The organism is uncultured Eudoraea sp., assembly GCF_947260015.1.
Classification (GTDB): domain Bacteria; phylum Bacteroidota; class Bacteroidia; order Flavobacteriales; family Flavobacteriaceae; genus Eudoraea.
The window spans coordinates 50,435-72,703 of record NZ_CAMYOM010000020.1 but is presented as its reverse complement, the minus strand read 5'-3'; the positions used below and the strand labels follow the sequence as shown (position 1 = coordinate 72,703).

Annotated in this window: 19 protein-coding genes; 11 read left to right on the top strand and 8 right to left on the bottom strand. The window is 37.5% G+C overall.

Going from position 1 to position 22,269, the window contains the following annotated elements:
- Positions 1–36: 36 nt before the first annotated feature.
- Positions 37–684, bottom strand: a complete 648-nt coding sequence (locus Q0X66_RS10005) for a gluconate 2-dehydrogenase subunit 3 family protein (protein ID WP_297705899.1) — start codon at positions 682–684, stop codon at positions 37–39.
- Positions 684–2,402: a GMC family oxidoreductase gene (locus Q0X66_RS10000; RefSeq protein ID WP_297705897.1), complete on the bottom strand. Its 1,719-nt coding sequence runs from the start codon at positions 2,400–2,402 to the stop codon at positions 684–686. The genes Q0X66_RS10005 and Q0X66_RS10000 overlap by 1 nt, the downstream gene beginning before the upstream one ends.
- Positions 2,403–2,627: 225 nt before the next feature.
- On the opposite strand from Q0X66_RS10000, the gene Q0X66_RS09995 reads away from it, so the two are divergent.
- The 4 genes from Q0X66_RS09995 (at position 2,628) to Q0X66_RS09980 (ending at position 6,593) form a co-directional block, all read left to right on the top strand.
- A complete protein-coding gene (locus tag Q0X66_RS09995; RefSeq protein WP_297705895.1) occupies positions 2,628–3,632 on the top strand; it encodes a TIM barrel protein in 1,005 nt (334 codons plus the stop codon).
- A 16-nt stretch (positions 3,633–3,648) separates the two neighbouring features.
- Positions 3,649–4,092, top strand: coding sequence for a DinB family protein (locus Q0X66_RS09990; RefSeq protein WP_297705892.1), 444 nt, complete (start codon positions 3,649–3,651; stop codon positions 4,090–4,092).
- Between the two features lie 11 nt (positions 4,093–4,103).
- A complete protein-coding gene (locus Q0X66_RS09985) occupies positions 4,104–5,333 on the top strand; it encodes a nucleoside permease (RefSeq protein WP_297705890.1) in 1,230 nt (409 codons plus the stop codon).
- Positions 5,334–5,456: 123 nt separating this feature from the next.
- The gene (locus Q0X66_RS09980; protein ID WP_297705888.1) at positions 5,457–6,593 is read left to right on the top strand and encodes a Gfo/Idh/MocA family oxidoreductase; all 1,137 of its coding nucleotides are present in this window, start codon (positions 5,457–5,459) and stop codon (positions 6,591–6,593) included.
- A 58-nt stretch (positions 6,594–6,651) separates the two neighbouring features.
- Here Q0X66_RS09980 and Q0X66_RS09975 read toward each other — a convergent pair whose 3' ends face one another.
- Positions 6,652–7,116, bottom strand: coding sequence for an ASCH domain-containing protein (locus Q0X66_RS09975; protein ID WP_297705886.1), 465 nt, complete (start codon positions 7,114–7,116; stop codon positions 6,652–6,654).
- 18 nt (positions 7,117–7,134) lie between these two features.
- Positions 7,135–8,838 carry a GMC family oxidoreductase gene (locus Q0X66_RS09970; RefSeq protein ID WP_297705884.1) on the bottom strand — a complete coding sequence of 568 codons (1,704 nt, stop codon included), beginning with the start codon at positions 8,836–8,838 and terminating at the stop codon, positions 7,135–7,137.
- A gap of 150 nt (positions 8,839–8,988) precedes the next feature.
- On the opposite strand from Q0X66_RS09970, the gene Q0X66_RS09965 reads away from it, so the two are divergent.
- The 6 genes from Q0X66_RS09965 to nadD all read left to right on the top strand — a co-directional run bounded on the left by Q0X66_RS09965 (position 8,989) and on the right by nadD (position 14,409).
- On the top strand, positions 8,989–10,041 hold the full coding sequence (locus tag Q0X66_RS09965; protein WP_297705882.1) for a sugar phosphate isomerase/epimerase: 1,053 nt from the start codon (positions 8,989–8,991) through the stop codon (positions 10,039–10,041).
- A 12-nt stretch (positions 10,042–10,053) separates the two neighbouring features.
- Positions 10,054–10,821, top strand: coding sequence for a DUF1080 domain-containing protein (locus Q0X66_RS09960; protein ID WP_297705880.1), 768 nt, complete (start codon positions 10,054–10,056; stop codon positions 10,819–10,821).
- 70 nt (positions 10,822–10,891) lie between these two features.
- Complete coding sequence (locus Q0X66_RS09955) at positions 10,892–12,196, top strand: DUF1080 domain-containing protein (protein ID WP_297705878.1); 1,305 nt, start codon at positions 10,892–10,894, stop codon at positions 12,194–12,196.
- Between the two features lie 106 nt (positions 12,197–12,302).
- On the top strand, positions 12,303–13,160 hold the full coding sequence (locus tag Q0X66_RS09950) for a YicC/YloC family endoribonuclease (protein ID WP_297705876.1): 858 nt from the start codon (positions 12,303–12,305) through the stop codon (positions 13,158–13,160).
- Complete coding sequence (gene gmk / locus Q0X66_RS09945; protein ID WP_297705874.1) at positions 13,157–13,741, top strand: guanylate kinase; 585 nt, start codon at positions 13,157–13,159, stop codon at positions 13,739–13,741. The genes Q0X66_RS09950 and gmk overlap by 4 nt, the downstream gene beginning before the upstream one ends.
- A gap of 83 nt (positions 13,742–13,824) precedes the next feature.
- Positions 13,825–14,409 carry a nicotinate (nicotinamide) nucleotide adenylyltransferase gene (nadD, locus tag Q0X66_RS09940; protein ID WP_297705872.1) on the top strand — a complete coding sequence of 195 codons (585 nt, stop codon included), beginning with the start codon at positions 13,825–13,827 and terminating at the stop codon, positions 14,407–14,409.
- Positions 14,410–14,504: 95 nt separating this feature from the next.
- Here the strand turns inward: nadD and Q0X66_RS09935 are convergent, their stop codons facing one another.
- Both Q0X66_RS09935 and Q0X66_RS09930 read right to left on the bottom strand, forming a co-directional pair.
- Positions 14,505–15,011 (bottom strand): nicotinate-nucleotide adenylyltransferase, encoded by a 507-nt coding sequence (locus Q0X66_RS09935; protein WP_297705870.1) that lies wholly within the window; start codon positions 15,009–15,011, stop codon positions 14,505–14,507.
- 97 nt (positions 15,012–15,108) lie between these two features.
- Positions 15,109–16,083 (bottom strand): CAP domain-containing protein, encoded by a 975-nt coding sequence (locus tag Q0X66_RS09930; protein ID WP_297705868.1) that lies wholly within the window; start codon positions 16,081–16,083, stop codon positions 15,109–15,111.
- Positions 16,084–16,816: 733 nt separating this feature from the next.
- On the opposite strand from Q0X66_RS09930, the gene Q0X66_RS09925 reads away from it, so the two are divergent.
- A complete protein-coding gene (locus Q0X66_RS09925) occupies positions 16,817–18,604 on the top strand; it encodes a Na/Pi cotransporter family protein (RefSeq protein WP_297705866.1) in 1,788 nt (595 codons plus the stop codon).
- A gap of 86 nt (positions 18,605–18,690) precedes the next feature.
- Here the strand turns inward: Q0X66_RS09925 and Q0X66_RS09920 are convergent, their stop codons facing one another.
- Together Q0X66_RS09920 and Q0X66_RS09915 are read right to left on the bottom strand one after the other, a co-directional pair.
- Positions 18,691–20,961, bottom strand: a complete 2,271-nt coding sequence (locus tag Q0X66_RS09920; RefSeq protein WP_297705864.1) for an inorganic phosphate transporter — start codon at positions 20,959–20,961, stop codon at positions 18,691–18,693.
- Between the two features lie 76 nt (positions 20,962–21,037).
- On the bottom strand, positions 21,038–22,243 hold the full coding sequence (locus Q0X66_RS09915) for a porin (protein WP_297705862.1): 1,206 nt from the start codon (positions 22,241–22,243) through the stop codon (positions 21,038–21,040).
- Positions 22,244–22,269 lie beyond the last annotated feature (26 nt).

Genomic DNA, 22,269 nt, shown 5'->3' with positions numbered 1-22,269 from the left:
TTTATTTATAAAACTTCTTCTTTTCAATTAAATAAGTTATAAGGACCAATCTTTGCCCCCTGTTAGTTCATTAAGATCACCACATCCAATATATTCTCCGGGTACCGGTAGATATGCGAGCACTTCCTCTCCAATGTATTCCGAAGTTTTATAACCCCAAATTGTCATATCGCGTAGATTCTTTGAAAAGGAATAGCTGACTACTTCATCAGCCGTGGCCGTATTTTCTCCTTTAGCTATTGCTGAAGTATTTTTAATAGTCAGTTCCGCATTCTTTATTTCATCTTCTTCTTTGACTTGCAAGGCAGCTGCGAAGACGGGTTCCAGGTCTTCAGAAGTTAAATCATCTGCTTTCTTTTTGCCGGAATCCTGTAAGGCCGTCTCAATGAATTTTTCAAAGTATACTTTGATCATTGCCTTTTGTACATCTTCCAAAACCTCATTGTTAAAACGATCTATGAATACATGTACGTTCATTTCAGTAGCCGAAGGCGTATCTGTTTTGGGGAGAATGATATCTACCAGCTTGTAAAGTACGTTGCCCTGTTCTTTGGTATAAAAATCAGGTTTCCAGTCAACTGTATTTACATCATTACACCCTTGAACAAGGCTTAACAATGTAGGGGTGGCTACTGTATATCCCAGGGCAAGTCCCATATTTTTTAATGCTACTCTTCTATCCATTATAATAATCCTTTTTTAAGTTGTTCGGCAGCATGGTCCGCTGCACGAGCTGTGAATGCCATATAGGTCAACGAGGGGTTTACGCAGGCTGCGGAGGTCATAAATGCCCCATCTGTCACATATACATTTTTGACGTCATGTAGCTGATTGTATCCATTAAGTACGGAGGTTTTGGGATCTCTTCCCATCCGTGCAGTCCCCATTTCGTGGATGCCTAACCCAAGGGCCCCTGGCCTGTCATAAGCTTCAACATCTCTAAGTCCGGATTTTGTCAGCATTTCAAATGCCTGTTCTTTCATGTCTTCCCGCATCTTCCATTCATTTTCTTTAAACTCAGCATCAAATGTTACCGTTGGTAATCCCCATCCATCTAATTTGTCATAGTCTAATGTCATCCGGTTATCTTCATAGGGCAATACTTCGCCAAAACCACTCATCCCAAAGGTCCAGCCACCTGGTTTTAAGATAGCCTCTTTAAGATCTTTTCCATGCGATAATTCGGAAACGGCATCTTCCCAATTACCCCTGCTGCCACTTCCCTGATATCCATATCCGCGTATAAATTCTTTCATATTAGTATCCCCGCCAATATTCCGGAAGCGCGGCACATAGATACCATTAGGTTTTCTTCCCTTGTAAAATTTGTCTTTATAACCGTCATATTTTCCTGAGGCCCCTGCTCCCAGATGATGGTCCATAATATTGCGGCCCAATTGATCAGAATCATTCCCCATTCCATTGGGGAACCGATCGGATTTTGATTGCATCAATATTGATGCAGATGCCATGGCGGAGGCACATAGGAAGATCACCTTTGCCTTAAATTCAAAAGTTTCTTTGGTAACCCTGTCTATTACTTTTACCCCGGTTGCTTTTTTGGTATCGGGATCGTACATAACCTCATGGACAATAGAATCGGGTCTGAGTGTCAAATTCCCGGTCGCTTCTGCTGCCGGCAAGGTAGAAGAGTTACTGCTAAAATAAGCACCGAATGGGCATCCACGGATACATCTGTTTCTAAATTGACATCGGGTTCTGCCATCCCCGTCAAATTGTTTAGCACTGTTAATATGGGCCACTCGACCTGCAGTGATCACCCGGCCCCCAAAATTATCGGCCACCTTTTCACGGACATGTTGTTCTATACAGTTCAGTTCCATCATAGGCTCAAACTCACTGTCTGGCAATTGTGGAAGTCCTAAACTTTCCCCTGACACCCCTATATAAGTTTCAACTTTACTATACCAAGGTGCTATATCTTTATATCGGACCGGCCAGTCTACGGCTACCCCATCTTTTTTATTGGCTTCAAAATCCAAATCGCTCAAGCGGTAGCTATGGCGCCCCCAAAGCAACGATCTGCCACCCACGTGGTAGCCACGCATCCAGTCGAATCGTTTTGTTTCATTATACGGGTGCTCTAAGTCATTGACGAACCAAAAATTATGTGCAGCTTTTACAGTATAGCCTGTACGTGCTTGTTTTAACTGCTTGGCTGCTTCTTCCGGGGGTAGTTCACCGTTATTCGGAAAGTCCCAGGTATCCATATTTGCGGTGGGATAATCCTCACGATGCCTTACCATTCGTCCTCGTTCCAGAACCAGAGTCTTTAGTCCTTTCTCACACAATTCTTTTGCTGCCCAACCACCGCTAATACCGGTGCCTACAACAATTGCATCATACGAGTCCTGTTCTTCATTGTAATAAAATTTCCCCATGTAGTACTATTGTTTATTTACTAAAAGTATCAAATATAAAATTAATTTTCTACATTTAAAGGCATATTAACTTATGAAGTCTGCTTTAAAACAATATGTAAACTGAGAATATAATAAAAGCTTGTGCAATAAGGGTTTAGCAACAATTATGACGATTCAAACCATTGAATTTCATATTAAAAATATTAGTATACAAACTATTAACTAACGAAAATAAAAGGACTTATGAAAAGAAGAATATTCATTAGAAATAGCACCCAGGCAGGAATAGGTTTTTCTCTGCTTGGAATTTATTCCTGCAAGGATGAAAAGAAAGCTGTAAAAGAAGAAGATACTGTTGAAAAAGAAGCCCTTATGTCTGCGGCCCCATTTATTAAATTATCTCTGGCACAATGGTCTATTCATAATATGATCAATGATGATGGTGTTGATCCTTATACTTTTGCCGCAAAAGCAAAGAATTGGGGATTTGAAGGACTGGAGTATGTAAGCCAGCTTTATGACAAAGAGTTGGAGCCTGCTAATTTTTCAGAGGAAGCCATGCAATCTTTTGTGGATAAGTCTAATGCAGAAGCAGAAAAGCACGGTTTAAAGAATATCTTGATAATGATCGATGACCAAGGAGACCTGGCAACTTCTGACCCTGAAGAACGAAAAAAAGCTGCTGAAAATCATTACAAATGGGTTGATGCTGCGGCCTCTATGGGTTGCCATTCAATTAGAGTAAATCTTGAAGGGAGTTCGGATCCAATTGAATGGAAAGCCAATTCTATTGACGGGCTTACCCAGCTTTCGACTTATGCAAGCACTAAAAATATAAATATACTCGTTGAAAATCATGGAGGACTTTCATCAAATGCTGCTATGCTCTCTGAAGTGATGGCCCAGGTTAACATGTCAAATTGTGGCACCTTACCTGATTTTGGTAATTTCTGTATAAGAAAAAAAGATCCTGATGATGACGATGCCGGCTGTGAAGAGAATTACGATAGTTATAAAGGTGTAAAGGAGCTAATGGTGCATGCCAAAGCAGTAAGCGCTAAATCACACGATTTTGACGCAAATGGAAATGAGACTGAAATTGATTATGTTCGTATGCTGCAAATTGTTAAAGATGCCGGCTATACGGGTTATGTTGGTGTTGAATACGAGGGTACTGAATTAACCGAAGAAGAGGGGATTATAGCCACAAGAGATTTATTGCTTAAAGCATCTAAAGAAGTTACCTAACCTCTCATTATATCCTATGAAAGTTTTTTTTAATCAACTTTTTGATTACAATTTTTATTGCAATAAAAAGCTTATCGAGGAGTGCATTAAACTCGATAAGGTTCCGGAGAAAAGCATGATGTTATTCAGTCATATCCTTAATGCGCACAATATATGGAACGCAAGAATTCTTGGAAAACCAGCAGATTATAAAGTTTGGCAGAATCACCCTATTAAAAATTGGGGGGATATTCATTATGAAAATCAGCGAAGTTCTTTTGAAATAACCACGAATGCTGCAGATTTTGAAATAAGGATAGACTTTGATAATGAAGAAGGAAGGCTATTCACAAGTACCTTACAGGATATGTTATTTCATATTATAAACCATTCTACACATCACAGGTCCCAGATAGCAATGAATTTTAGGGATAATGAACTGGAACCTCTCTCATTAGACTATATTTTTTATAAACGCTAGCGTAAAACTTCATGAATAAAAAGATTCAGGTTCAACTTTCTGTTATGATGTTCTTGGAGTTTTTTATTTGGGGTAGTTGGTATGTCACTATGGGGATTTATTTACCTAATAGCTTGGAGGCAAGCGACCCTGAAATCGCCATGGCTTATTCTACACAATCCTGGGGGGCAATTATTGCTCCATTTATTATCGGACTCATTGCAGATCGATATTTTAATGCAGAAAAGATTTTGGGAGTACTACATCTTCTTGGGGCAATTTTAATGGTGCAGTTGGCTTATGCTACAAGTTTTAGTGGGTTTTACCCTTATATTTTAGGTTACATGATATTGTATATGCCCACCTTAGCCCTGGTTAATTCTGTTTCCTTTAATCAGATGGATAATCCGGCAAAACAGTTCTCCTTTGTTCGCGTTTTTGGCACCGCAGGCTGGATCGTTGCTGGTTTAACCATTAGTTATATCTTTCATTGGGACTCTTTGGAAGGTTTAACCAAAGGCTATCTTAGAAATACATTCTTAATGACTGCTGTAGCATCGGGCATATTAGGGATTTTTAGTTTTACCCTGCCAAAAACACCTCCTTCAATAATAGGAAAAAGAAAAATTAGAATAGCAGATATTGTTGGATTGGAAGCCTTAAAACTTTTGAAGAACAGAAATTTTTTAGTGTTTTTTCTGGCTTCTGTATTTATATGTATTCCTTTGGCATTTTACTATCAGCATGCAGGTCAATTCCTGGGAGAAATTGGGGTCTCGAACCCGGCTGGTAAAATGACAATAGGTCAAATATCGGAGATTCTGTTTATGCTCCTTTTACCATTCTTTTTTAAGAGGTTTGGCTTTAAAAATACATTGATTGTAGCCATGTTGGCTTGGACGGTACGCTATATCTGTTTTGCGTATGGAAGTACCGGCGAATTTTCATTTCTTCTCCTTCTTGGGATAGCCTTACATGGGATTTGTTATGATTTCTTTTTTGTATCCGGGCAGATATATACTGATAGCAAAGCCGGAACAAAATATAAAAGTGCAGCCCAGGGATTGATTACCCTTGCAACATATGGAGTTGGTATGTTAATCGGATTCTGGATAGCGGGAAGAATAACGGATTATTATACTCTGGAAGATGTCTCACATAATTGGAAAATGATCTGGATGTTTCCTGCGGCATTTGCACTAGGGGTTTCTGTATTGTTTGCGTTATTGTTTAAAAACGAGAGAATTGCATATAAATCTTAGATATTTTATATAAATTGACACGACTCTTTTGGTTCATGCAAGAGATTATGAATCAGGAGAAAATGGAATGTTTTGTAAAGATTTTATAGTAAATATGGATATTGGAAAAATAAATAAAATAAAATGGCAAAAAAAATTAGATTAGGAGTAATAGGTGGAGGAGGAGATTCTCTTATTGGGGTATTGCACAGAGTAGCTTCGCATATAAATGATAATTATCAAATAGTGGGTGGAGTTTTTAATCCCGATTTTGAATTGAACATGGAATTTGCAAAAGAAATTGATGTTCCAACAAATAGGATCTATAACGATTTTGACACCCTTATTGTGGAGGAATTAAAGCTACCTGAAGAAGAAAGAATGCAGGTATGTTCAATTCTTACGCCAAATTTCCTGCATTTCCCAATGGCTAAGAAACTGTTGGAAAATGGGTTTAATGTGATCTGTGAAAAACCAATGACGACTACTTTGGAAGAAGCAAAAATTTTACAGGAGATTCATAAAAAATCAGGGACGATTTTTGCTGTTACACATACATATACGGGCTACCCAATGGTGCGTCAAATGCGTGAGATGATTAAGGAAGGTGCTTTAGGCAAGATTCATAAAGTAGACGCCAGATACTATCAGGGATGGATAAATACAATAATCCACGACAAAGAAAAACGCTCATCTGTCTGGAGGCTGGATCCAAAAAAGGCAGGAATAAGTTCATGTATGGGAGACATAGGGGTACATGCTTTTAATCTTATTGAGTATACTACAGGTCTAAGAGTAAACTCCTTGTTGTCTGATTTCAATTACCTCTATGAAGACAACCAAATGGATGTAGACGGTACCGTATTATTGCACATGGGAGAACATATTAAAGGTGTCATTAGGGGAAGTCAGGTGGCCACTGGTGAAGAAAATGGATTGGCAATTAGAATTTATGGTGAGAAAGCTGCTTTTATATGGGAACAGGAAAGACCTAATTTTCTCTTTAAGTTGAGTGATACAGAACCAACACAAATATATAAACCGGGGCATGGATATAATTCTAAGCTATCACTTGATGGAACTAAATTACCGCCAGGACATCCCGAAGGGATTTTCGATTCTATGGCTAATATTTATTTAGGAGTAGCCCGGGCTATTCGTGGAGAAGATTACAATGATGGAGAATTCCCTACTATGTTAGATGGTGTTCGGGGGCTTAACTTTATTGAAGCTACCGTGGAATCTAATAAAAAGGGCAATGTTTGGGTGAATATGGAATAAAGAAAATGACAATATCTAAAAAAGACTCCGGAATTCGGGGTCTTTTTTAGTTAGTAATTTAACGTTCAAAAACCTTTTCAAAATATTCACAGACAACGATCATGCTTTCCCTTGGGACTCGTCCATATACTTCTAGTTCTCTGGTATATTGATCCCAGTGTTTATTTTTCCAGTATGCTAAAGAAGAATCGCCTTCCCCTTCAATTTTAGAATAAGATTCCCTAATACTAAAGAATGGTTTAAGCCTAACAGCTACCGTTCTTAAAATACATTTGGCATCTCCTTTCCAATCTGTTAGTACAGTGAAATCTCCAATCTTGGGAAGCGATTCCTTTCTATTTTGAAGCCCTAATAAGGAATGAGAAGTAGCTCTTTTTTTCCCTGACAAAATTAAATTAAGAGTTTCCTTTACTTCTTTTTCATTTTCACCAATTTGGGTTACTTTGGGTTCATGTGAAAATGCGTATTCAAGGTGATTATCTAAATAGTCTCCCCATAAATTTCTAGCTGATGCATTTTTCATACAATATACACTTTTGGTTTAGGAAAATTTTCCTGTATTAATCTCTTTTGCCGCATGATGTGATGCCCTGGCCGTAAAAGCCATATAAGTTAGCGACGGATTAACACAACTGGCAGATGTCATAAACGCGCCATCTGTTACATATATATTAGGCACGTCATGAACCTGATTGTATTGGTTCACCACAGAAGTCCTCGGATTCCAACCCATCCGTGCTCCACCCATTTCATGAATGCCAAGACCTGGACCCGTAATTTCGTCAAAGGGTTTAATGTCTTTGAAACCTGCGGCAGCAAACATTTCTGTAATTTGTCTGATAATATCTTCTCGCATTTTATATTCATTTTCTTTAAATTCAACATCAAAGTCTAACTGAGGTAATCCCCATTGGTCTTTTTCTGTTGCACTAAGCATAACTCTATTGTCATGATAGGGTAACATTTCGCCAAATCCTGTAGCACCAATTTGCCAGTTACCTGGTTTTAATACTGCTTCTTTTAAGGCTTTTCCATAATTTAGTTCTGCTACTGAAGCGGTCCAATCCTTTCTACTTGCACTACCCTGATAACCGAAGCCTCTCAGGTAGTCTTTCTTTGAAGTCTTCGCATCTGTATTTACAAATCGTGGAATATAAAACCCGTTCGGGCGCCTCCCTTTATAATATTTGTCCAGATGTCCTTCTACCCTGGCAGAAGCACCTAATTTATAATGATGATCCATAATATTTCTGCCCAATTGGTCATGCTCATTACCAATGCCATTTGGAAAACGTTCTGATTTGGATTGCAGAAGGATTCCCACCGAGGCCATTGCAGAAGCACATAAGAATATCACCTTTGCCTCAAATTCATATTTTTCATGGGTCTCTTTATCAATAACCCGCACCCCTGTTGCTCTTTTGGTATTATCATCATAGATAACTTCATAAACGATAGAATTTGGACGTAATGTCATGTTTCCTGTTCGCTCCGCAGCGGGTAGTGTAGAAGAATTACTACTGAAATATCCTCCGAAAGGACATCCACGCCAACATCTATTTCTAAACTGACAGGCAGTTCTACCTTCTATATTACCTTCCTTATCCGTAATATTTGCCACACGCCCAATGGTGAGCAACCGGTTATCATCGAACTCCTCAGATAATGCATTTTTTAGATCTTTCTCCGGGCACATAAGATCCATTGGTGGAAGAAATTTACCATCCGGGAGTTGACTTAAACCCAATTTTTCTCCACTAACACCTATATATTCTTCTACTTTATCATACCAGGGAGCGATATCCTTATAGCGTACTGGCCAGTCTACCCCAATGTTTTCATTTAGATTGGCTTCGAAGTCAAGATCACTCCAGCGGTAACTCTGACGCCCCCATGTTAATGATCGTCCTCCTACATGGTAACCACGAATCCAGTCGAAACGTTTTGTCTCTACGTAAGGGTGCTCCAAATCATTCACGAAGAAATGTTTTGTATCTGGGTTAGGCGCCCAATTTACCCTTTTTTGCTTGTGATATTTTTTCTTGTCCTCCCTGGAAAGTTTATTTCTGTTAGGAAGATCCCATATGTCCATATTCATTGTGGGATAATCTTCAATATGTTTTACCATACGCCCTCTTTCGAGGACCAGAGTTTTTAGACCGTTTTCACATAATTCCTTGGCAGCCCATCCTCCACTTATACCGGTGCCTACAACTATGGCGTCATATTTCTCCTTCTGATTCATGCTATATTTTTATTTTAATACTGATGTAATTGCTATATTTAACACTTCCCAAGTGAAGAAATAAAAGTATAATTTTTACCCATTAAATATAGGATTTAATTTTTGAAACTTAATAAAATGCAAATTTGATTAACCAATCAGAACCCTACCATGAAAACAATTAAAGGACCCGCAGTTTTTTTAGCCCAATTTGTAGATAGTAAAGCCCCGTTTAATTCGCTCGATGGTATGTGCAAATGGGCATCTGACTTAGGGTATAAAGGGATTCAAATACCCACCTGGGAAAACTTTTTAATTGATTTGGACAAGGCTGCTGAAAGTCAGACCTATTGCGATGAATTAAAGGGGACCATTAATTCGTACGGATTAGAGATTACTGAACTATCTACTCACTTACAAGGGCAGTTGGTGGCTGTAAACCCGGCATATGACCTTATGTTCGATAATTTTGCTCCTGATGCTGTAAGGAACAATCCTAAAGCGCGTACGGAATGGGCAATAGATGTTGTTAAAAAGGCGGCTACAGCAAGCAGAAGATTAGGATTAAGTGTACATGCCACATTTTCCGGAGCGTTATTATGGCACACATGGCATCCATGGCCTCAACGGCCACCCGGATTGGTTGAAATGGGCTTTGAAGAACTGGCAAAAAGATGGTTGCCAATATTGAATCATTATGACGAGGAAGGGGTTGATGTATGTTATGAAATTCACCCTGGAGAAGACCTCCACGACGGGGATACTTTTGAGCGGTTCCTGGAGGCTACAGGAAATCATAAGCGGGTAAATATACTTTATGACCCAAGCCATTTTGTTTTGCAGCAATTAGATTATATTACTTATATAGACCATTATCATGAATTTATTAAATCTTTTCATGTTAAGGATTCGGAGTTTAATCCAACTGGCAAAAAAGGAGCTTTTGGGGGCTATAATGACTGGGGAGAACGAGCCGGTCGTTACCGGTCTTTAGGCGATGGGCAGATCGATTTTAAATCTATTTTCTCCAAATTAACACAATACGGATGTGATGTATGGGCAGTAATGGAGTGGGAGTGTTGCATAAAAAGTCCCGAACAGGGAGCGCGCGAAGGAGCGATCTTTATTCAGGATCATATCATAGAGGCAACTCAGAAAACTTTTGATGATTTTGCCGGAGGTGCCATTGACAAAGAAATGCTCAAGAAAATCTTAGGAATTTAAAAGAATACGAACATGAAGGAATTTATGATTCTTTTAGTCGCAATTATGGTGATTATTGTTAGTTGTAAAGGAAAAGAAGAAAAATTAGACAACGAAACAACTGCGGAAGAATTGGCAAGTGAAGATGGTCAGAATATGGATCAGGATGAATGGACCGTACTGTTCGATGGCACCTCTTTTGATGGCTGGCATGTGTATCCCGGCAGTGAAGTTCCTGCTGCATGGCAAATAGAAGATGGAGCTATGCGGTTTCGACCAGATGACGTCAGAGTTGATGGCAACAGGTTTAATCTGGTGACAGACAAAGAGTACACAGATTTTGTTTTATCTCTGGAATGGATGGTTACAGAGGGGGCAAACAGTGGCATTATGTGGGGGGTTGTTGAAGATCCTAAATACATTGAACCCTTTTATACAGGACCTGAAATACAAGTGTTAGACAATATTAATCACCCCGATGCAAAAAATGGCAGAACGCACCAGGCGGGAGCGTTATACGATATGATTGCACCTTCTGAGGATGTGGTAAAACCTATTGGGGAATGGAATACCTTTGAGATTACAATTAATCATAAAACCAATGAAGGCATTATAGTCCTTAATGGTAGAATGGTCGTAGAATTTCCTGTTATTGGGGAAGGATGGGCAACAATGGTAGCCAATTCAAAATTTGCGGATTGGGAAGCTTTTGGAAAGCACAAAACCGGGAAAATTGCCCTCCAGGATCATGGTGAAAAAATCAGCATAGGATATAGAAATATTAAAATAAAAGAACTTTAGCAGAATGCTCTTAATATAGTCCTATAGCTTAACTAAGTTTTAGAGCAATTCCTGTTAACAATTAATACTTATGAAACATCTATTTTTTACATTACTTCTGATACCAATAGTGTTTAGCTGCAAAGACAATTCTGCAAAAAATATAACAGACAAAAATGCGGACATGACATCTGAAATAAATAAGAAAGGTCTATATGACGTTGTTTTTTTCGATGTGAATGACACCATATTTGAACCGGAGGTCACTGATAAAGTTATAATGGAAAGTAGCTTAATTCCTAATGTAAATCTTATCAATGAAAACCAATTTTGGTCTGAAAAGAGGAATTTTTTTATGCATGGCCTTGGCGTTCTTAACATTTCGGATAGCAACACTTACTATTTCCGATTAACAAGTAATGGCAAAGTGAAGTTACAATTAAATAATATAGACCTAATAGTTCATTCAAAATCGCATTCCAATGCTTTTAAAGAGGGCGAAAGATATTTGCCGGAAGGACCGGCGGTTTTTGATTATGAATATTTCCCAGGAAATCAGGATCCTCATCTGGTTCTGGAATGGTCAAAGGATGGGAAAACTTTTGAAGTGATCCCGGATAGCGTTTATTCCGGAATAGAAGTGTCTAAAGTAAAACCTATGGAAGGGTTTGATGAGGAATCCAACGCCAATGAATTAAGAAATTCGTTAAGTGAGGAAGAAAAGAAAGATGGTTGGAAGTTACTGTTTGATGGTAAAACTACAAATGGATGGCATACGTATGGCAAACCAGGAAGTATCGGAAGTAAATGGCAGGTTGAAAATGGATTACTGGTTTTTCAGGGAAGAAGACGATATGAATATTTCATTAATGATCGAAAATTTGAAAGAGGACCAACCGATAAATATGGAGATGGAGGGGGAGAAATTATAACAGATGAAGTATTTGAAAATTTCGAATTTACGCTTGAATGGAAATTAACTGAAGGAGGGAACAGCGGTATATTTTACACAGTGCAAAATGAAAATGAAGAGGAAGCTTATTATACTAGTCCTGAGATGCAAATCCTTGACAATCAAGGCCACAAAGATGGACTCATTGATAAACATAGGGCCGGAGATCTTTATGATTTGATACCTTCCAATAGAATTATGGCTAAGATTCAGGGCACTTGGAATAAAGTGCGAATTATAAAGAAGAATGGTAAAGTAGAGCACTGGTTTAATGGGACACAAGTATTAAGCTATGATCTTAATTCCAATGAGTATGCTGAATTAGTGGCAAGAAGTAAATTTGCCAGCTATGAAAACTTCATAAATTCAGGGCCAGGCAGAATTTCCTTGCAAGACCATGATAATAGAGCGTATTTTAAAAATATAAAAATAAAGCCATTATAAAAAAACAGCACTCCTTAAATCATCTTAAAGTGAGGTTGCTATCTTGGAAATTCTGATTTCCCAACCCTTACTTTTTTGTACATTTGTCGAAACTTAATTATAGTTAATGATCCAATCCATGACAGGATTTGGGAAGCATGTTATACAGCTTCCTTCAAAGAAAATAACGGTAGAGTTAAAGTCGCTGAACAGTAAATCCTTAGACCTTAATGCCAGAATGCCGTCAACCTACCGCGAAAAAGAATTGGAAATGCGCAAAACCATTGCCAATTCGTTAGTTAGGGGCAAGATAGACTTTAACCTTTATGTAGAAATTACCGGCGACGAAACAACCTCCAAGGTTAACGAAGGAGCAGTGCGGCAATACATGAAGCAGCTACGGACTATCGCTGACGGAGATGATGTGCATTTACTTGAAATGGCATTGCGCTTACCCGATACATTAAAGACGGAGCGTGATGACCTGGATCCTGAAGAATATAAGACCATTCGGCAGGCGTTAACAGCTGCTTTAACTGAAATAAATTCCTTCCGGTCAGAGGAGGGTAATGTTTTGGAAAGAGACTTTCTGGCTCGTTTACAAAACCTTAGTACGCTCTTGGAACAGGTAGTTCAGATGGATCCGGAACGTATTTCTGGAATTCGTGAACGATTAGAAAAGGCAGTAGCCGACCTTAAGACAGAGGTTGATGCGAACCGCTTTGAACAAGAACTTATATACTATTTGGAGAAATTCGATATTACGGAAGAAAAAGTTAGATTGGCGAATCACCTGGAGTATTTTAAAAGCACGCTACAATCAGAAGACTCCAATGGCAAAAAATTGGGATTTATAAGTCAGGAAATAGGAAGAGAAATAAATACAATAGGATCTAAGGCTAATTATGCACCAATGCAGCAATTAGTGGTTCAAATGAAAGATGAGCTCGAAAAAATAAAGGAACAAATGCTCAACGTACTGTGAAACAAGGAGGCAAACTTATTATTTTCTCAGCTCCCTCGGGAAGCGGCAAAACAACAATAGTAAAACATTTATTAGAACAGGAGGAGTTAAATCTGGCATTTTCCGTTTCCGCCACTTCCAGGCCAAAAAGAGGAAAAGAAAAACACGGAGTAAACTACTATTTTATATCAGTAAATGAATTTAAAAGTCATATAAAAAATGATGATTTCCTGGAATGGGAAGAAGTATATAGAGATAATTTTTATGGGACATTAAAAAGTGAAGTGGAGCGTTTATGGGCGGAAGGTAAGAATGTAATATTTGACATTGATGTTGCAGGTGGTTTGCGGATTAAAAAAAAATTTCCCAATAAGACGCTGGCGGTATTTGTAAAACCACCAAGTGTGGACGAACTAAAAATAAGACTTAAAAATCGTAGTACAGAGAGCGACGATAAAATTAATATGCGTATTGCAAAAGCTTCTGTGGAATTGGCTACAGCTCCACAGTTTGACAAAGTAATAAAAAACTACGATTTGGATGTTGCACTTAACGAGGCACATAAGTTAGTTGCAAATTTTATTGGGATAGAGCGGAAGTAACTCCGTTGAGAATAAGCCTTGTAAGTTGTATAAAACAAATTCTCCTGGTATATAAAAAAACGAATAGAATATAGCCATTCTTTATGAAAAAAATTGGTCTTTATTTTGGGACATTCAACCCAATACATGTTGGACATTTGATAATTGCCAATTATTTAGTTGAGTTTTCTGATCTTGATGAAGTATGGTTTGTGATTACACCACAAAGTCCATTTAAAGTAAAAAAGAGCTTACTGGATAATAACCATCGCTACCAAATGGTGTTTGAAGCTGTAAAAGACTATCCCAGACTTAAGGCAAGCAGAATTGAATTTGATTTGCCTCAACCAAATTATACTATAAATACCTTAGTTCATTTGGGAGAGAAGTTTGGTAGTGACAACCAATTTTGCCTGATAATGGGGGAGGATAATTTAAAGGGATTCCATAAGTGGAAAAATTTTGATGCAATATTGGAAAATCATGATATTTATGTTTATCCCCGAATTTCTGATGATTCTTCAGATCACAAATTTACGGGGCATCCAAAAGTAAGGTGGGTAAATGCGCCCATAATGGAAATCTCTTCCACATTTATTCGCAAACAACATAAGTTGGGAAAAAATATTAGGGCAATGCTACCAGATGCGGTCTGGACTTATTTGGATGAGATGAATTTTTATAGATAGCATCATAATTTAAAAAAGGCCCGGTGCAATGAACACCTGGCCTTTTCAAAGTTGCTATTTATGGGGTCAACTTTAACTGTTGTAACGGATAAGAATTATAGGAATTCTCCGTCTTCATTCATCTTAACTTTCATTGTTTTATCCCCATTTTGCAATTTAAGTTTATAATGCTTTTTGGCACCCTTTTTATCTGAATAAGTAACCCGATAAACATCGCTTGTTATTTCCCAGTTAGGAAAACGCTCTAGCAATGCTTTAGATACAGCGGCCGGTAATTTAATATCGTTGAATTTTTCAATAGTTCTCATAATCTTGCCATCAGCATCATATGCGGCAACGATCTTTCCATCGGGAATGTAAAACTCTACGGTATAGTAATCATAATCATCCTGATAATAGTCTTTTGTTGTTACATCATATGCGGCAACTTTACGTTGTAGCATTTGAACAGGTACTGCAGCCACTTTGTTATCAGTTTGATTTAAATACTTGTAATTCACAGCAGTAACGACTACTTCAGATAATTCCTCTACTTTAGTGACTTGTGAATATGCCAGGCTAGTTAGGCCAATTACTAATAAACTAAGAATAAATTTTTTCATAATTCCAGATTTAGATGTTGATAAATTTTACGCTTTGTAGCGTAACTCTGGTTAAAAGTATAAAAGCTAATATTCTTATGAAATGATCTTGGTCAGTTCAATTATTAGGGTCAAACAAGGTAACCTGGTAGGAATAGTCCATTAACACCCCGTTAATCTCCACATCTTTAAGGGTAATTATATACGATGAGTCCGCAGTTACATTGGTATTGATGTTTTCAGGTATCCAGACAACGGTAGGGTCTCCATAGGAGTTGCTTAATGCCTCAATTTGAAGATTTATATTATTGTTATTTGAGTCCAGCATTGAAACCGTGGTGGAAGAAAAATTTGCCCCGGCAATTGAGAATGACCATCTTGGGAAAACAAGCCTATCCGGAATATAACCCTTAGGTGGCCAGGAGATAAATTCGGGGGCGTCGGACGGCGGAGTACCAGAATTTCCCAACACCCATATGGCATTAGACCTATTTGTGTTGCCTATACCTATTTCTTGTAACCGAGGCCATAATAACCACCTCCTATGGCCCACAGGGCCATTATCCGCTCCCTGGTCTCTAATATATGAATCAATAGCTTCCGCATTTTTTGTCATGGTCAAAAGAGAATTACCAGCACCTTCTTTACCTTCAGTAGTGTAACATTTCCATGATGAAGGTGGGTCGTGGTCTAGCTGATCATTGGCATTCATAATTAAAGCGGCCATCTGGGCTTTATCACTTTTCGACATGTTCTCCGAAATTATATTATTTAAACCTACCACCTTTCTGTAGTAATCCAGTCGTTGTAATATTTTAGCTTTGGTGAGTTCCGGAGCGATTCCGGGGACACAGGAAGGCTCGTCGCCAGTCCATGAGATGTCTGATCCGGAAGTCTGAGTAGCCAGATAATAATCTAAATAAAGATTCTTTGCTTCTAGCCGGGCAACATTGTCAGTTGGTATTTCTTGCTCGGTTTCTATCTCTTGGATGTCATCTTGCTCTAATGCGTCCTCACTGCATGAAGTAAGCAGAAAGAGCAAGCTTAAACAAAATTGGAAATAGCAGGCCGATAAAGAAGATGGAAATTTCATAGTAATGACTTGTTGCTTTCCAAATAACGCAGTCACAACCAAAATGGTATTTATTTTTCGACGAACGGATCGGGCATGCTACTTAGTCCGTTAATACAAATGTTTTGGTAAGTGTATCCGTTCCCGAATTTTTATCATTTGTATTTTAGTGCTACGCCCTTTTTTTGGGATTTTAATCCCGTTAATTTTTTCCTGGCCGGTTAGAATAGTATTCGTCATCATTTTATTCTTTATTGTAGTAAAACTGATAAACCTGGAGGGCTAAGGTTTAAAGATCATAATAAGAGTACCAGCTATCTTTTCCCTCAGACTCTTTATAGGCAGCCAATATAAATAGATATAATAGTTTTTCATGGTTTGGGCGAGTTCACAACCTAATCTGTGTTCTATAGTGTGGTCCACAGATATGATTTTAGAACCATTAATCAACGGTTTGCAATTACCTTGTCCATTAATTGCTCTGTAATTATGTTGTCTTTTTTAGCAACTTACTTAATATATTGTTGAGGTAGTTCAACTGTTATCTCTTTTAACTTATTGCTTTGTTCAGCTGTTGAGGAGCAGTAAGGTCCTGCCTGAAAATGATACTCGTACTTAAAGTGAAAAATAAAAGTAAGAAAGCTTTTTAATGATTTGTTTATTATCGGTATTATAAAGAAATACAAAATCTTAAATTTACTTAGAATTAACAATTTGTTTACTTAAATTTAAATATTATACTTGTGACAGATAGATGAATTACGGATTTACCGATATTTTAGAATTGATTGGCTCCCTGGGGTTATTTCTCTTTGGGATGAAAGTAATGAGTGATGCCTTGCTAAGGCTGGCTGGAAATAAAATGCGGTCTATTCTTGCAACCATGACTTCTAACAGGTTTTTAGGTATAATAACCGGTTTTCTCATTACGTCTGTAATACAATCTTCCTCCGCCACTACGCTTATGGTAGTAAGTTTTTCAAATGCTTCTTTGCTAACTTTGCCGGAGGCCATAAGTGTAATCATGGGGGCCAATATAGGTACTACCATTACGGCATGGTTAATTACACTCCTGGGTTTTAAGGTAAGCATGAGTTCTATAGCACTCCCTTTAGTAGGCTTTGGGTTTTTGTTTACGTTTTCAAAGAAGGACAATACAAAAAACTGGGGTGAGTTTATCATAGGATTTGCAATTCTGTTTATAGGGTTACAATTTTTAAAGGATGCAATGCCTGATATTAATGAGAACCCCCAAATCCTGGAATTTCTTTCAAGGTACACGAATGCAGGATTTTGGTCGGTACTTCTTTTTTTGATTATTGGTACCATACTTACCCTGATCATCCAATCTTCCAGTGCTACCATGGCTTTAACACTGATAATGACAGCCCAGGGCTGGATCCCATTTGAATTGGCCGCCGCCATGGTTTTAGGTGAGAATATTGGCACGACCATAACGGCAAATATTGCGGCAATTGTTGGCAATTTCCAGGCAAAAAGAACGGCAAGGGCCCATTTTATTTTTAATGTTTTGGGTGTAATCTGGATGCTGGTTGTGTTCTATCCATTTTTACAGATGATAAATTGGGCGGTACAGAAATTAGGGTCAGCGTCTCCTTTTGTGAGTGCCGCAGCTATACCTGTTGCTATTTCCTTATTCCACACGGTATTCAATGTTCTGAATACATTTTTATTGGTTTGGTTTATTAAACCCATTGCCCGATTGGTAGAAAAAATGGTTCCTGAGAAACTTGATCCGAAAAAAGCCATTGAAGAACCAAAATATTTAGACAAGAAAATGTTGAAATATCCTGAGACCGCAATTGCCTCCCTTAAAAAGGAAACTAAATATTTATATAAAAATGCAATTTTTGAAATTGTGGCACATGCTTTAAATATTCACCGGGAAGATATAATATCAGATATTAAACCAAAAACTGTTGTCAAAAAATCTACGAAAGATTTTAAAACGGACGTACGGGAATTGTATTTGAGAAAAGTAAAAACTATTTATGGAGAAATAATAAAGTTTGCTGTACAAGCCCAAAGTAACCTGAAATTAACTGATGCACAAAACAATCAAATTATGGAACTTAAAGTGGCTAATAGGAAAATGGTTGAAATAATTCGCGATGTGCTTGAATTGGGAAATAGTGTTTCGAGATATTTAGCTTCGGAAAATAAACATATTAAAAAGGTTTATAATACGTTTCGTCAAAAAGTTGTTAAAGTATTGCGGGTTATCTATTTATTCAGAACTGAAAAAGAAAAAGAGAAATATCATCAAAAGCTGCTGGAGCTAAGGCAACAAGCGAAAGAAAATATACATAAGAGCAATCTGGAAATTGACAGGTTAATCAGAAAAGACTTAATAACCACAGATATGGCTTCTTCTCTTGTGAATGATACTGATAACCTGAACAATCTAATAAAAGAACTTATCAAAGTCGCTGAAATACTCTATGGACAATCTGATACTTCTTATGCTGAAATAGCAGATAAAGAGAAAAAAGAGGACGATACTATGGTCCTGTCAAAATAAAAGCACCTAAATAAGATTCCATGGGAATACTTTTTTAGGTGCGAACTTTATTTATATTAAAACGTATAATAATCTATTCTTATAAGCTAAATACTGCGATCGTGCATGTCATAATATAATTCGAGCAGATTAATAGTCGCCGTCATCAAATCCTTAGTTTCTAACAGAAGAGAAAAATATAAGGTCGTGTTTTTTGGACTGGATTCTTCCGAACGGGTTCTCTGAACTTGTTTTTCAACTTTAAGAGAAACAAGTTTATATAATTCTTCCTTCTGTTGTATTATCTCTCCTATTTCTTCAAAAGAACGATTATCAAATGCCTTTTTGGAACGGGTAAGAAGCGATTCCAGTTCTTGATTTATTTCGCTGAGTTCTTTAACCTGATTGTACTTTAATTTTTTGTGGTTATTGTTTACGTGCTTATGGGTGATTTTTGTAATGTATTCAAGAGATTGTACAATATCTGTTAAATAGCCCAAAATATTTATATAAAAATTACTTGCCTCAATACTACTATCATCAAGATTTTTAATAAAGTAAAATAAATTGTCTCGTAGATCATCTATTTCATCCGATAATTTAACAACATTATTCTTATTCTTTTTAAGTGTATCCAGGTTTTGCCTCGCCAAACCATCTATACTATTTCTATAGAGCTTACTACTCCTTTTAAGCACCTTAGAAATATTATGAACACTTTCTTCTATTACACCCAGTACGGAACTACTTTCCGATCTTATCAACATATCCTCGACGCGTATTGCCGTGGCTTTTCTTTTATAGGAAATGTAATTTCTTGCCAGCAATAATATGGCAACAAACAGTAATACTGCAATAGCTGCACCTTTACCGAAACTTATAATCGCTAGAATTGTACCTGCAGCTATAAACGCAATAATTGCTGTTGCAAACCAACCTCCAATCACATTTAATACACCTGCCACTCTATACACTGCACTCTCGCTTCCCCATGCACGATCTGCAAGTGAAGTTCCCATGGCTACCATAAACGTGACATAGGTTGTTGATAAAGGCAATTTATAAGAGGTTGCAATTGAGATCAGTATACCGGCCACCGTAAGATTTACAGCAGCTCTAACCATATCAAAAGCCGCATATTCATGTACTTTTCCTTTTGAAAGGGCAAGAGTACGTTTTTTAAATTGCCTGTTAATTCTTTCAAGCAGGGAATTTGGTAATACGGTTTCGGTATATTTGGATGCCAAAATGGAAAACCTGACTAAACCTCTCGATAAGTTATTTGGCCTAAACCGTTCTTTTGCTTCTCCCTCTCTTGCCAGATTAATCTCCGTATCCGCCACATAGCGCGCTTTTTTTGAAAACCATAATGTAACTACCATTATCAATCCTGAAATGAACAGTAATACTGTAGGTGTAGGAACTTTTGAGGCTAATACTTCCATACTAAATTCTGTAGCTGCTACTCCTGAAACTGTCCATGCTTCATAAGACTGATATGCTGCAATTGGCACGCCTATAAAGTTAACAAGATCATTACCTGCAAAGGCCAGTGCCAATGCGAATGTCCCAACACCAATAATTAATTTATAAATATTGGTTTTGGTAAGATTTATCAATATATATGAAAATAAAGACCAGAATACAAAACTCAACAGAATAATAGGTAACACCTGATCTTCCAGGAAGGCACTAATTTTTACGCCTCCAATTAAATCATAACTCTCACCGGCATAAGGTGTTCCTTTAATGCCTTTCATGAATATAAAATAAGTGATTGCGGATAATGCTACACCACCAAAAATTGCGCCTACCCACTTGGATTTTTTTTCAAAATCAAATGATAATAAAATTCGGGAAATCCATTGAACAATAGCTCCTATGGAAAAAGCTACCACCACAGACAGTAATATCCCCATAATTATCTGAAAGGCTTTAGACGTATTAATGTAATTTACGATTTCAGAAAAACTTCCGCCGTCTGCAGCGATTTTTATTAGCGACATGGCTACCGCAGCACCTAACAATTCAAATACAATAGAAACCGTAGTTGAGGTAGGCATCCCCAGGGTATTAAAGAAATCCAATAACAGGATATCGGTTATCATTACGGCCATAAAAATGAACATAATCTCATTGAAGTAGAACTCTCCAGGATTAAATATTCCCTTTCTTGCTACTTCCATCATCCCACTTGAAAATATTGCCCCACAGGCAATGCCCAAACTTGCCACAATCATTATTGTCCTGAATGATATTGCCTTAGACCCGATTGCGGAATTTAAAAAATTTACCGCATCATTGCTTACCCCAACTACTAAATCCGCAACTGCCAAAGCGGCCAGAGCAATGATCATTATTAAGTAAATATTATCCATAATTTTCTTGAAGGATTAATTCGTAAATATCTAAAGTATGCATTTTTTGTGTGTTATCTTAAGGTTATTATTTGTACTAAAAATGCAGATCCACTTGCAATCTGTATAGTAAAACGTCTGTTTCACCCAGAACATCTAAAAAACTGATATCCGTTTGTACTTTTAATTTATGGCCTACAATAAATTTAGAAACACCAAAGGTATATTGATCTGATTTGTTGTTACCCGTAATTTCCAGATCGGGGTTTATATCAGAAAACCTAAAGGCCAATGCCCAATTACTCTTAAATACATATCCAGTTGCAAGGTTTAAGCCATTGCCTACATTAACAACATCTCCTGTCTCGGTGCCATCAGAATTTTTAGCTATTGGGTCTTTAGCAGTCCTATTTGCATATTCCCCCATAAAGGAAAAACCTCTGTATTTGAACATGGCATCTATAAAAAGTGTATTTATAGTTGTTTCATAAAGATCTACATCATTGTACATAAAATTACCCAGGTTACTTCGGGTTCTTACCGCATTGGAATTAATATCATAAGTGGCTGACAGCATTAATTTGGGCTTTTCTTCCCTTTCGAGATCACTGCCGGAGTAATCACCTTTATTTTTAAATTTCCCAAAAGGTAATAATTCCAATCGCCCGGTATATTGATGGCCTCCCAGGTTTCCAAGAACCACGTTTCTGCCCTCGCCTTGTGAAAATGCAAACTTCTCTCTTACCAGGAATTTATCTGAAAGATTAAAATGATGTCTTAATTGTAAGCCGATATCGCGATCTATATTATAGGCGGCATTCAATAATGATCGATCAACCAATTGCAAATTTCCTGATGAGATGACCCGCTCAATATTGCCAGGTAATTTTGTCTGTCCTGCCCACAATACAAAATTTCCAGCAAAATTCCATTTTATTACGGCATCCAATATCATTCGCGGCGCATTTCTGGTAAACTCTGATTGTCCGGCCATATCCCTGTTAGACAAGCCCAATTCAATTTTATATTTCAACTTTGGAGAAAAAGCAAAACCATCAAATTTTAATCGTGCTCTTCGAATCAACATATTAGATGCAGGATTTATCCAACCACCTTCCGGTCCTTTTTCCCAATCAGCTGATCCTAGAAATTGCATACGTGCGCCAAATTTCATACTCCAGGTGCTATCCTTACCGACAAAATTCAATATACCCTTACCAAAGATGGGTGCTTTAACTTCTTGTGAAACAGCTGTAAAAAATAGGAATACAATAAATGTAAGGGAAAGTAATTTTGATCTCATTGCGTATTAGTTTTTGTCGGGTACAA

What these genes read in the sequence shown, in the direction of transcription:
- Q0X66_RS10005 (WP_297705899.1), bottom strand. Translation starts at nt 684, where the DNA reads ATGGATAGAAGAGTAGCATTAAAAAATATGGGACTTGCCCTGGGATAT.
- Q0X66_RS10000 (WP_297705897.1), bottom strand. Translation starts at nt 2,402, where the DNA reads ATGGGGAAATTTTATTACAATGAAGAACAGGACTCGTATGATGCAATT.
- Q0X66_RS09995 (WP_297705895.1), top strand. Translation starts at nt 2,628, where the DNA reads ATGAAAAGAAGAATATTCATTAGAAATAGCACCCAGGCAGGAATAGGT.
- Q0X66_RS09990 (WP_297705892.1), top strand. Translation starts at nt 3,649, where the DNA reads ATGAAAGTTTTTTTTAATCAACTTTTTGATTACAATTTTTATTGCAAT.
- Q0X66_RS09985 (WP_297705890.1), top strand. Translation starts at nt 4,104, where the DNA reads ATGAATAAAAAGATTCAGGTTCAACTTTCTGTTATGATGTTCTTGGAG.
- Q0X66_RS09980 (WP_297705888.1), top strand. Translation starts at nt 5,457, where the DNA reads ATGGCAAAAAAAATTAGATTAGGAGTAATAGGTGGAGGAGGAGATTCT.
- Q0X66_RS09975 (WP_297705886.1), bottom strand. Translation starts at nt 7,116, where the DNA reads ATGAAAAATGCATCAGCTAGAAATTTATGGGGAGACTATTTAGATAAT.
- Q0X66_RS09970 (WP_297705884.1), bottom strand. Translation starts at nt 8,838, where the DNA reads ATGAATCAGAAGGAGAAATATGACGCCATAGTTGTAGGCACCGGTATA.
- Q0X66_RS09965 (WP_297705882.1), top strand. Translation starts at nt 8,989, where the DNA reads ATGAAAACAATTAAAGGACCCGCAGTTTTTTTAGCCCAATTTGTAGAT.
- Q0X66_RS09960 (WP_297705880.1), top strand. Translation starts at nt 10,054, where the DNA reads ATGAAGGAATTTATGATTCTTTTAGTCGCAATTATGGTGATTATTGTT.
- Q0X66_RS09955 (WP_297705878.1), top strand. Translation starts at nt 10,892, where the DNA reads ATGAAACATCTATTTTTTACATTACTTCTGATACCAATAGTGTTTAGC.
- Q0X66_RS09950 (WP_297705876.1), top strand. Translation starts at nt 12,303, where the DNA reads ATGATCCAATCCATGACAGGATTTGGGAAGCATGTTATACAGCTTCCT.
- nadD (WP_297705872.1), top strand. Translation starts at nt 13,825, where the DNA reads ATGAAAAAAATTGGTCTTTATTTTGGGACATTCAACCCAATACATGTT.
- Q0X66_RS09935 (WP_297705870.1), bottom strand. Translation starts at nt 15,011, where the DNA reads ATGAAAAAATTTATTCTTAGTTTATTAGTAATTGGCCTAACTAGCCTG.
- Q0X66_RS09930 (WP_297705868.1), bottom strand. Translation starts at nt 16,083, where the DNA reads ATGAAATTTCCATCTTCTTTATCGGCCTGCTATTTCCAATTTTGTTTA.
- Q0X66_RS09925 (WP_297705866.1), top strand. Translation starts at nt 16,817, where the DNA reads ATGAATTACGGATTTACCGATATTTTAGAATTGATTGGCTCCCTGGGG.
- Q0X66_RS09920 (WP_297705864.1), bottom strand. Translation starts at nt 20,961, where the DNA reads ATGGATAATATTTACTTAATAATGATCATTGCTCTGGCCGCTTTGGCA.
- Q0X66_RS09915 (WP_297705862.1), bottom strand. Translation starts at nt 22,243, where the DNA reads ATGAGATCAAAATTACTTTCCCTTACATTTATTGTATTCCTATTTTTT.